Raw genomic sequence first — 11,742 nt, forward strand, 5'->3', positions numbered from 1 at the left:
CCACCTCAATAGTCATTGAGATGGCCACTTATTGGCTAGAATTAGAGTAATTTTTATTAAAATCGCTTATTTTTCAAGAAATTTTACTAATTGAAATTTAGACTTGAGCCTAATGGAACATCCTCTGTTAATTAAAGAGAATGAAAAAGAGTGTTCATAAATGTTTGATGTATTAGCATAGGATATATCATTTGGAACAGTTCAATATTCTAGTACTCTATTCTTCTTCAATTGTTAAAAGAACTGTCAGCGGACCAACGTTTGGAATTGTAACAGGGAGTACAAATGCTTTTTCAAAGCCGTATAGCTTTGTGTTGCCAACCATCACTGTTGGCGGTGTGATATCAATTTCTAAGCTTTCTTGTCCTACGGTAGTACATAAATTCCCTGCAATCATATTTCCAAATTCCCCTGTAAAGGATTCCAACATTTCTCCTTCAAGAGGCATACCAAACATCGTATTACCGATGCCACTGAATATTTCAGGAGAGGAATCAATGATTACACGGCCCTTTAAATCTCCTATTAAACCAATTAAAACACCCATTTGCTGTTGTTGAAATGGTTCAGAAATAATACTAGGTGTTTTTACCTCTATATCCATAGGTAAGATCGATTTTAAAGCGTGAATTGTCCCGTTTAAAATAGTTTGAAAGTACTTCGAATTACTCATCATTACCGCATCCTTTTTCCGACTTTTCTACATCTTACCATGTTAAATGGGTAAGATGAAAGTATGTCTTGACGAATTAATGGGAATTTTATATTATATTAATGAGAATGATTTTCAAAATCAATAAATAGACGTTTAAGTCTTTTCGAATACAAATATTTATATTAAAAAGGAGCGGTCAGTGATGACATTCGTATTTATTGGTGCAGCAGTGGTTATCTATATTGGAGTGGGAACACACGTCATGAAACAGACGACTGCACATTTAAAATAAGAGGATATCAATTTTTATACAGGTAGAGCATGGTCCGAGTAACTTTGGATCATGCTTTTTTTGAATAATAGTTATCTTGAATACTTTCATTGTAATAAAAGAAAAGAGTTGTTTGTCTTTTCTGGAATATAATATAAATTAGAATTGTTTTTTTTGTAGAATTAAACAAAACAGTAGATCAATACAATATAGTAAATGATGGATTCGCTTAATCAGGTAATCACTCAGGTTACAGTATCAGCACCCGTAAATAAAAAAATGGATGGACAATCAAGTCACGGAGCCCTCTATAATCAAAGTGCTTATGATCAAGAAAAGGCGACAGCTATTGCCAATGCAATATATGATGTAAATCCAGCGTATATTTTGTATTGTTTGGCTGGTAGTGAGATGGCTAAAATCGCCAAAGAAAAAGGCTTACATGTATATGAGGAAGTTTTTTCGGATCGTAATTACAATGATAATGGTACGTTAGTAAGTAGACTACTATCAAATGCATTGATTAAACAGAAGAAGAGATGCTTGTACATATCAAAGGTATTTTGACATCGAATGAAGTGATGTCAGTACAGCAAAAGAAAATTAAAATTTCCGCGCAAACAATATATATACACGGAGACGTCCCACATGCATTGGATTATGCAAAAAAAAAATTATGAGTTAAGGTGTCAAATGGGATAAATAGAAAAGTAGTATGGATGCCCTAAAATATTTTAAGGCATCCATTTTTTTATTTATGATGAAGTTTATTCTTTTACTTATAAAACAAAGTATCTCTGATTCGAATAACATTATACTTCTCTATCTAATTTGCTTAAGGCGATTAAAGTGTAGTCACTAATTCAACAGCCTCAACAATAATTGGTGTTCCAGCAGATATAGTGCCTGTAACAGTATTAAACGTTAATTCTGTTGCAGAAACTGAATAGGAATTACCTTCCTGAAGCACGCCATTTATATATAAATTATAGTAACCCTTTGTTACGATTGGGAAAGTAGTAGCAGCAGTACCGCTATCATTTAAAAAGGTAGTAGCTGCAACCGTTGTACCATCAGTGATCGTTAAGGGTGTAGCTAAAACATTGAAAAATCTCACCGAAGTACCTGTAACATTTACATTAATATTAATTATAGAAAGTGCCATTTATTTTCACCCCCTTTCAGGTTTGTTTCTTACTTTGTAGAAAAACCTAATGATTCTATGATGATTGGAGTACCTCTATAAATTGTTGTATTATCTGGCCTTAAATTTAACGAGGTTGGAGTTAAGGTGTAAATTCCACCTTCCTGCATTACGGCATTAATATAAAGATTAACGTAGCCATTAGGATTAAAAATCTTAAATTCAGTTGCTGGATTCCCTTCGTCATCCCAAAATTGGCTAGCAGCTAGAGTCGCCCCATTAGTTAAATTAATATCTGATGTAGCAATATAGAAATATCTATATATAGTAGGAATAATATTTCCAGTAGGTTCAATGACTGGGGGAGGGTCTACCGAAGGAATGGTACTAGCTTTTATACGTGGCCAAATAAACCGATCTTCACACCCACATTCACATTCTTGCTCGATTTTTCGGTGATTCCTAAAGTTCACCATATTTTTATCACTCCATTTAATTATTGTTTCTCCCATTTAGCTTTGTGCTTATATTTTTCACTATTATTAGTAGTGCAATCACACATCAAACTTTTTTAAAACTTAATTTTCCTTACCTTAAAATATGAAGAAAATTATTATTTGCTTAGTTGTGCAACCATTTTGGAATAGAAATTAGTAGTTTTTTAGAAAAATAATGATCATAACGTGGGGTTGATTTCCGTTCCGACTGGGCGCTTTGTTGTTGCTGTCGCTACGCTTTCGCACAGATAAAACATTTGCCGCTGACGCTTCGCTTTCGCGCAGAGCAGAGCTTCCTGGGGGCGTCAGATGAGCCGCTTCACTCGCGCTGCTCGCTCCAGGGTCTCATCTGTGACGCTGATCCCCAAGGAGTCGCCCAGTCTCCACTACAATCAACTAATATACACAACATAGGGTTTAACAAACATCATTCCCTATTGATAAGAAGCCAGCATGTAGCTTTGTTTTTTTGATTAAACAGGACTATATGGATGAATATGGCGTCTAAAACCCTGATATATATGCTTTTTTAAGTAAATTAGTGTTATACTTTGTTTGTCGAATAAGGTAGAATACTAAATATGAACAATTATCTTCATTCAGAAAAACTCCCACCTCTGAAGATGGTGAGAGGAATGCGGATGTGGTTCCTTCTCAGTGGGTGTCCAAACACCACTGAAATAGAGGAACTCAGTCTAAGAACGCCACGTCCTGTGGCAACGACTGAGTGACCAACATCGTGTTACTGTCGCTACGTTAGCACTGCGCTTTCGCACAAAAAACATCTGTTGGCCTAAAGCCTCCGGCGGATGTCACGGATTTTTAAAGGAGTGAATTGTGCCCGCACGATTCAAAATCCGGACGCAATACGCCAAGGCGAAATTGATTAAAAATAAAGGGGTTACTGGTTTTATGAAAGATTTTGAACAACAGCTGGAGGCGCTATTAAAGCAAGCCTCGTTACAATACATAATTTATCAGCATAATGGTGATACAGAGCGTATGGATAAGACATCACTTTTTGCACGTAAAATACAGCAAAAAGAATATGTTATTGGCTTTGCTGGCCATTTCTCTGCTGGTAAGTCGAGTATGATTAACGCGCTATCAGGTGAAGATTTACTTGCGGCAAGTCCTATTCCAACGAGTGCCAATATCGTCAAAGTCCATAAATCAGACGAAGATTTTGCGATTGTCCATATGCACAATGAAAAGCCAGTAAAATTTGAAGCAGGCTACGATTTTAAAACAGTTAAAGAGCTTAGTAAAAATGGTGAGCTAGTATCGCAAATTGAAATCGGTCATAGCACATCGACATTACCACTAGGCGTTACTGTTATGGATACGCCAGGTGTCGACTCGACAGATGATGCACACCGTATGTCAACAGAGTCAGCCCTTCATATTGCTGATATCGTATTTTATACAATGGACTACAATCACGTGCAATCAGAATTGAATTTTCAATTTACAAAGCAATTAATGAAATACAATCCAAACGTTTATTTAATCGTTAATATGATTGATAAGCATAATGAAAATGAATTAAGCTTTGAGGAATTTAAAACAACAGTTCACAATTCCTTTGCAGCTTGGGGCGTAGTACCGAAGGGCGTATTTTTCACTTCATTAAGAGAGCCTGAGCACCCTAATAATGATTTTGAGGTCGTAAAGAAAATCGTTATGGATAGTATGAATGATTGGCAGGATCAACTTGTACAGACTGCATCAAATACGCTGCGTTTATTACAAAGTGAGCATGACAATTATTTAACGGAAGAAAGACAAGATCGTTTAGACATCGATGAAGATGTATTAAGTGCCGATGACTGGGCAAACCATAAAGATATTTTAGAGCAGTATAATAAGTTAAATCGTCAAGTTGAATTGTTCTCAGTTGAGGCATGGAATGAAACGTTTGAAGATCAACGTAAAGAACTTCTTGCGAATGCAGCCATTATGCCAGCAGATTTACGCGATAAATTACGTCTGTATTTAGAAAGTCAGCAGGATGGTTTCAAGGTAGGTGGCCTGTTTACCGCTAAGAAAAAAACAGAGGAAGAGCGTAACCGCCGCAAAGAGGATGTCTATAGCGCCTATCAAAATGTTGTGCATGCACAGATTACAGGACATTTAAAAGGGCTAATGAAAAAGGTGTTAAAGGATGTAGGTGCATTAAATGAAGAACGTGCTACAGCTATTGATGAATACGCCTTTGAATTACCATTCTCACTTATTGAGCAGCAAGTACAAGTTGGTGCACTTTTAACGGGAGATGCTGTGTTGAATTTTGCCAACCGTGTGGCAGAGGCGACTAAACGTTACTATATCCAAGAAACAGATAATTGGAAGGATGCACAAGCAACAACTTTAGAAGCGGTAGCTACTGAAACAGCTGCTCCATCTAAATTAAAAATGGCAGGGATGCAAGCGAAAGTGGATGCCATTCATGCAGTGCTTGAAATCGAGGGCTATCAGCAATATAGTGCAAGTATAATGCACCAGGCAAGTAATGAAATACGTAAAATAGCCAATCAACAGCTGACAAATTGGGATCATGCCTTTAAGCAAGATTTAGCAGATATTCGATTGTTTGATGAATCGATGTTAAAGCCAAAAGAGGAAGCGAACCTACAGGAAGAAACACAGCAAGCAGTTAGTGCTACAAGTCTTCCTATTGAAGGTGTAGTGAAGCGTGCACTTCATACGGCAACTGCTGTAAAAGATGTACAAGGCTTTGCGGAAGTAGCAACTTACTTAGAAAATAAAGTAGAACGATTACAGAAAAAGGACTTCACAATCGCGCTTTTCGGTGCATTTAGTGCAGGAAAATCCTCGTTCTCTAATGCGTTAATGGGTGCCAAAGTTTTACCTGTATCACCAAACCCTACAACAGCGGCTATTAATAAAATTCGTCCTGTGACACCAGAGCATCCGCATGAAACAGCAGATGTACTGTTAAAAACAGCTGACCAAATGCTAGAGGATATTCAAGCTTCATACGCAGCAGTTGGTTTATCAGTGTCTTCTTTAGAGGAAGCATTAAGTCGTGCAGATGAGGGACTTGCGGTACAGCTTTCGGACGAACGCCTAAATGTGCATAAATCATTTATTCGTGCATATAAAGAAGGATTCCCAACATTTAAGTTTGAGCTTGGAAAAGTATTACGAGTTAACCGTGAAGAATTCGAAAAATTTGTTGCGCAGGAAAATAAATCATGCTTTGTTGATAATATTGATTTCTATTATGATAGTCCGTTAACACGTATGGGTGTGACACTTGTTGACACACCAGGAGCAGATTCTATTAATGCGCGTCATACAGGCGTTGCATTTGAATATATTCGTAATGCTGATGCAATCTTGTTTATTACTTATTATAATCATGCTTTTGCTAAAGCTGACCGTGAGTTTTTAATCCAGCTAGGGCGTGTGAAGGATGCTTTCGAACTTGATAAGATGTTCTTTATCGTCAATGCGATTGATTTAGCGACAACAGAAGAAGAACAGGAAGATGTAAAAGGCTATGTACGTTCAGAATTACAACGCTTTGGCATTCGCTTCCCTCGACTTTACGGTGTGTCGAGCTTATTGGCTTTAAAGGAAAAAGTAGAGGGTGCTGATTTAACATCAGGTATGCCACCTTTCGAAGATGCCTTCCACACATTCTTAAATGATGAATTAAGTGCATTGGCTGTCCAAGCACTTGCAGAGGAAGTCGATAAAACGGAGCAACGTTTAGGTGACTTAATTGCGCAGACAGAAGATAACTTAAAGCGTAAGGATGAGCGTTTAGAGGAATTAACAACTCTTGAACAGCATATAAAATCGAAGTTTAATACGCTTAATACAAGTATGTTAGAAAGTGAAACGAAGCAAGAGCTTGATGAATTACTGTATTATGTTCTTCAGCGTGTGTATTATCGTTATCCAGAGTTCTTTAAGGAAGGCTACAATCCGTCAACATTTGCAGCAATGCCGGCTCAACAAGCATTAGAGCATGCTTTAAAAGAAGTAATGCAAGGTTTACGCTTTGACTTTACACAAGAAATGCGTGTAACAAACTTCCGTTTATCACAGTTTATTAGTAAGAAGATGCAAATGCGCTTTAAAGATGAAGTACGTGAGCTTAAAGAATTAAACCGTAGCTTCTCGTTCTTAGCATTTGAATCTTCTGAGCCAGATTTACTTGATTTTGAAGGACCATTTACAGATATCGCGAAATATTCAGGTGTTAAATCTCATTTCCGTAATCAGAAAGCATTCTTTGAGAAGAATGAAAAAGTGAAGCTAAGTGAGGCGCTTGAGGTATTAACAAAACCAGATGCCCAAAATTATTTAGATTCACAGAAAGTATCTCTCATGGCATGGGCTATTACCTATATAGCTGAGGAAGCGGAAAAATTACGTTTGCATATTTTCCATCAGGCACTTGAACAAATTGCAACAGAAAGACTTGCACTTCAGGAAGAAAGTCGTTTAGCTTCTTGGAAAGCTATTTACGCTCAATTACAATACGCATGAGGTGATTCATTTGGGAAAAGTATTCAAATCAGTTGAGGAAATTCAGTTAGATGGAGTCCGTTTCTTAGATGCCCGCTTTGATTTACAAAACAAAGAGGCAGGCAATAAAGTATTTGAAGAGGGGCATGCACCAGGAGCGATTTATATCGATCTAGAGCAGGATCTATCAGATATGGGGTCTAGCCATGGTCGTCATCCTATGCCAAATAAGGAAAAGCTATCGGCAGTATTTCAAGGGTTAGGATTAAGCTATGAGGATCAAATTATCATTTACGATCAAGGGGCTGCGCCATTTGCACCACGTGCTTGGTGGATGCTGACATATGCGGGCTTTCCAAATGTAGTGATTGTGAATGGTGGTGCACCTGCTCTCGAGGAAAAAATATCTTTCACAAAAGACATTATAAAATATCCACCGACTACGATTGAATTTGTTTGGCGAGATGAACTATATGCTCCACGTGAAGCAGTTAAAGCCATTGTAGATGGAGAAGTCAATGCGACATTGCTAGATGCACGTGCCGCAGCTCGCTACCGTGGTGACATGGAGCCTCTTGATATGGTAGCTGGACATATTCCAACAGCGAAAAACTTTGACTGGGAGCAATTAAAGTCAGGTGGTCATCTACAAGCCAATGATGAGTTACGCAATAAGGTTGCTCAAGACGAGCACGTTGTTGTGTATTGTGGCAGCGGTGTTACAGCATCACCATTGTATGCAGTGCTAGCAGATGAAGGTTATGAAAATATTCAACTGTATGTAGGCAGCTTTAGTGACTGGATTACAGAATATGATGTAGAAAAAGGAACGAATGAATAAATGATTGAGGAAGAAACGCTCACTTTGGTGGGCGTTTTTTAGTTTTTATTGGAGTGAGAAGGGTAGCATTGTTGAAGCGACGGAAAGCATGGTCAGAACGACGGATAAAGCAGCCAAAGCAACGGATAGAGCATTCAGAACGACGGATAGAATAGTCGAAGCGACAGAAAGTATGGTCAGAGCAATGGATAAAACAGCCAAAGCGACGGATAGAATGATTAGAGTGAAGAATTATGAAACAATATATGTGGATTGTGTGCTCTCCGTTATACAGCAAGCTGGACTTTTCTAATGAATATAGAATACGATGCAATGGTCTCTCTACTAATAGTAGGAGCTATTTTAATAGTAATCTTAAATTTTCATTTATTTTCCATTTTATCATTAGACAAAGGATATTATATCAACGGTCCGAGTTGTGATGTATTCATAAAATGACTGGTTATTCATTTTATGCTACACTCTTTTTACAAAGGGGGGAAAAGGATGTTTAAACGAGAGAAAAGTATAGAGATTCAACAAAATCGTGATGTGCAATGTGCGCACGGTAAAGTGGCAGTTCAGGGGATAGGAATGAGTGTTTATAGTTTTTTTGTGGATGGATTACTAATTGATACAGGCTCATACTCACTTTCACAGGAGTTCCAATCCTTTTTTAACGAAATACAGATTGAACAATTGGCGCTCACTCATTCTCATGAGGATCATTCAGGAAATGCAGCATGGATTCAGCAACATAAGGATGTACCTATCTATATTCATCGTGATTCGGTAAGTCTTTGTGCAAAGGATGGAGAGTATCCTTTTTATCGACAGGCATTATGGGGTGAACGACCAGCGTTTAATGCTCAACCATTTGGCGATACATTGCAAACGAAATCAGCTACATGGGACGTTATCGAAACACCAGGGCATACGACAGATCATGTATCATTTTACAATCGAGAAACAGGTGCTATGTTTACAGGTGATTTGTATATACAGACGAAAACTAAGGTTGTCCTTGATGAAGAAAATATCGTACATACCTTGGCGTCTTTGAAGAAAATATTAAATTATGATTTCGAAGTCGTTTATTGCTGTCATGCGGGCTTTATAGCGGATGGTCGAGTGAAAATACAAGAAAAAATTGCTTATTTAGAAGAAATGGAGAGCAATATAAGGCAATTATTTGATAAAGGTTATTCGGTAGAAGAAATGACAAAATCAATCTTTTCTCGTGATTACCCGATTACAAAAGTATCAGGAGAACAGTGGTCTTCCAAGCATATTATCACTGCTTTTATAAATCAATTTATGCAAGAGTCCTTTAAATAAGGGCTCTTTTTTTGCTTTGAAATCGAGGAATGCAGAAAGTAAAAAAAGAATACTTGAAGAAGCATAATAAAAAACTTTGTGAAAAAATGTGAAGAAAATGTGACGGAAGCAGATGGAATAATGGATACGCTTACATTCGTTTGTGAAAAATTTCTCATTTACACAAGAAAAATACTATGTGAAAAGTTGAGCAGGCTTAAAGGCGGTATTTGTACATTTTTTCTAAAGCAAATTGATGTTAATGTTTTATTGAAATAATTGATTGTGAAGTTAATAACACAACGAAGTAGTGATTTAAAAGATAATAAATGGCGCTGTTTTGTAGAAAATTTAAAATTGCCAGAAAATTCGTTGACTTCACTTTCACAAAGTATTATGATTCTGGAATATATAATAAATCAAAGGAAAAGGATGGGATTGAATGGATATTATGAAAAAGGCTTTAGAAATGCACGAGTATTATAGCGGGAAATTAGAGGTGATTTCTAAAGTACCTGTGCAAGATTCATATGATTTAAGTCTCGCGTATTCTCCAGGGGTAGCTGCGCCTTGTGTAGAGATTGAAAGAAATCCATCACTTGTTTACGATTATACAATGAAAGGAAATATGGTAGCGGTTGTTTCGGATGGTACTGCGGTATTAGGATTGGGGGATATTGGTCCGAAGGCGGCATTACCGGTAATGGAGGGGAAGGCCATTTTATTAAAGCGCTTTGCCAATGTGGATGCTTTTCCTATTTGTTTAGATACGAAGAATACGGATGAAATCGTCAACATTGTGAAGGCGCTTGCTCCTACTTTTGGTGCTGTAAATTTAGAAGATATTTCAGCGCCAAGATGCTTTGAAATTGAAGATCGTCTGCGCCAAGAATGTGATATTCCTGTATTCCATGATGATCAGCATGGAACGGCGATTGTAGTAGGTGCAGGGATGATTAATGCCAATCGTATTGTGAAAAAAGATGTGGCAACGATGAAGGTCGTAATTAATGGTGCAGGAGCAGCCGGTATTGCTATTTTGCGTATTCTTGTGCAGATGGGCTATAAAAATATTTATATGTGCGATACAAAAGGTCTCATCTATGAAGGTCGCGCTGAAGGTATGAATCCAATTAAAGAAACAGTGGCCCATTTAACAAATCCAAAAAAATTGCATGGAACATTGGACGATGCCATTAAAGGTGCTGACGTCTTTATCGGCGTATCGGTTGCCAATTTATTAACAGAAGCACATATTGCTTCAATGAATGAGGATCCGGTCGTGTTTGCACTAGCAAATCCAAATCCTGAAATTACGTATGAAAATGCCAAAGCATGGGGTGTACGTATTATGGGGACAGGACGCTCCGATTATCCAAATCAAATTAACAATGTGCTTGCTTTCCCTGGTATTTTCCGTGGAGCATTGGATGTTCGAGCAACAGATATTAATGAGGCGATGAAAATAGCCGCAGTGGAAGCAATAGCCGCTCTAGTAAGTGATGAGGAATTAATGGAGGAATATATTGTACCTAAATCATTAGATGAGCGAGTTGTTGAAATTGTTTCGCAAGCTGTAAGTGGTGCAGCTGTTGAGTCAGGTGTGTCGGAGTTGTTCCAACAAAATACAGTCCTTTCAGTTTAAAATGAAAAATCGACCATACAGTGAATCTAAAAAAATCTCCCACTCTCAAAGAGAGGGGAGATTTTTTACATCATAAAAATACCCAAAACGACAAAGAGAACAATAATCAAAATAATGATTAAGATAAAGAAAATAATGCTTGGAATTAAGATTGTAAAGAAGGCCATCCAATTGGATATTTGATGTGCCTCTGCAACAACCCCTATAGTAATGACGATTGACCAAATACCAATCACAAGTGTTACTAAAATGGCTAGCCAAAAAATCCAAGGCATCGATCCAGCGAAGTCAGGGTCCATTAAAGACTCAGGTGATATAAATAACCAAATTAAATAAAAAGGAATAAGTACTATAAATGGAATAGCAGTTAAACTTAGCCCTTTAAATAAGTGAGAGTACGTACCTGTTCCTTTAAAAAGTTTACCGAACAGCCAAGCAATTAGTGCAACAAAAGCCGTACCGACTATGCCTGCAATCGGTGATAGAATAACACAAATTAGTACGATAAGCCAAGGAGACCAGTCTATATAAGATATCTTATCAATAAGGTCTGAAAGTGTAACACCAATATAACCAATTGACAAAAGAAGAATCGCAAAGCCTATTGATTTTTCTTCTATCATGTAACGGGTTGTTTGCTTTGGATGCAACCAAATAGACAAAAATGGATTAACCTTTAGCCTTTCTCGTGGTGTTTCATTAAAGTTATCCATCAAATTACCTCCTAAATAATAGTATAAATGCGTTAAGCGTATAATTAGTATACGAGTGATCCAATGAAAAGTTTCAAAAGAAGGTTCTAAGTCAAATGTTGGGGTGCACAAATCTTTCAGCACGTTAACCCAGATGAACCCCGATTTCTTTATACTTTAAATTTAATAAGATTTTTG

The 11,742-nt window shown here is 37.3% G+C and carries 9 protein-coding genes and 1 pseudogene; 6 read left to right on the forward strand and 4 right to left on the reverse strand.

Annotated features, from left to right (window positions below; all coding sequences use genetic code 11):
* Positions 1 to 217: 217 nt before the first annotated feature.
* Complete coding sequence (locus ACQKOF_RS12945; RefSeq protein WP_049666545.1) at positions 218 to 673, reverse strand: chemotaxis protein CheX; 456 nt, start codon at positions 671 to 673, stop codon at positions 218 to 220.
* A gap of 532 nt (positions 674 to 1,205) precedes the next feature.
* Here ACQKOF_RS12945 and ACQKOF_RS12950 point away from each other — a divergent pair.
* A pseudogene (locus tag ACQKOF_RS12950) lies at positions 1,206 to 1,606 on the forward strand (LamB/YcsF family protein).
* 164 nt (positions 1,607 to 1,770) lie between these two features.
* On the opposite strand, the gene ACQKOF_RS12955 reads toward ACQKOF_RS12950, so the two are convergent.
* Entirely contained in the window at positions 1,771 to 2,091 is a 321-nt protein-coding gene (locus tag ACQKOF_RS12955; protein ID WP_427557512.1) for a DUF4183 domain-containing protein, read from the reverse strand.
* Between the two features lie 29 nt (positions 2,092 to 2,120).
* Positions 2,121 to 2,546 (reverse strand): DUF4183 domain-containing protein, encoded by a 426-nt coding sequence (locus ACQKOF_RS12960; protein ID WP_427557514.1) that lies wholly within the window; start codon positions 2,544 to 2,546, stop codon positions 2,121 to 2,123.
* A 933-nt stretch (positions 2,547 to 3,479) separates the two neighbouring features.
* On the opposite strand from ACQKOF_RS12960, the gene ACQKOF_RS12965 reads away from it, so the two are divergent.
* The 5 genes from ACQKOF_RS12965 (at position 3,480) to ACQKOF_RS12985 (ending at position 10,852) form a co-directional block, all read left to right on the forward strand.
* The gene (locus ACQKOF_RS12965; protein ID WP_427557517.1) at positions 3,480 to 7,091 is read left to right on the forward strand and encodes a dynamin family protein; all 3,612 of its coding nucleotides are present in this window, start codon (positions 3,480 to 3,482) and stop codon (positions 7,089 to 7,091) included.
* Positions 7,092 to 7,101: 10 nt separating this feature from the next.
* Complete coding sequence (locus tag ACQKOF_RS12970) at positions 7,102 to 7,911, forward strand: sulfurtransferase (RefSeq protein ID WP_427557519.1); 810 nt, start codon at positions 7,102 to 7,104, stop codon at positions 7,909 to 7,911.
* Positions 7,912 to 7,999: 88 nt separating this feature from the next.
* Positions 8,000 to 8,203, forward strand: coding sequence for a hypothetical protein (locus ACQKOF_RS12975; protein ID WP_427557522.1), 204 nt, complete (start codon positions 8,000 to 8,002; stop codon positions 8,201 to 8,203).
* A gap of 194 nt (positions 8,204 to 8,397) precedes the next feature.
* Complete coding sequence (locus ACQKOF_RS12980) at positions 8,398 to 9,228, forward strand: MBL fold metallo-hydrolase (protein ID WP_427557525.1); 831 nt, start codon at positions 8,398 to 8,400, stop codon at positions 9,226 to 9,228.
* Between the two features lie 421 nt (positions 9,229 to 9,649).
* Complete coding sequence (locus tag ACQKOF_RS12985; RefSeq protein WP_427557528.1) at positions 9,650 to 10,852, forward strand: NAD(P)-dependent malic enzyme; 1,203 nt, start codon at positions 9,650 to 9,652, stop codon at positions 10,850 to 10,852.
* A 65-nt stretch (positions 10,853 to 10,917) separates the two neighbouring features.
* On the opposite strand, the gene ACQKOF_RS12990 is transcribed toward ACQKOF_RS12985, so the two are convergent.
* Positions 10,918 to 11,565, reverse strand: a complete 648-nt coding sequence (locus tag ACQKOF_RS12990; protein ID WP_427557531.1) for a YIP1 family protein — start codon at positions 11,563 to 11,565, stop codon at positions 10,918 to 10,920.
* Positions 11,566 to 11,742: the final 177 nt, after the last annotated feature.

The organism is Lysinibacillus sp. NPDC093190 (genome assembly GCF_050280425.1).
Lineage (GTDB): Bacteria > Bacillota > Bacilli > Bacillales_A > Planococcaceae > Lysinibacillus.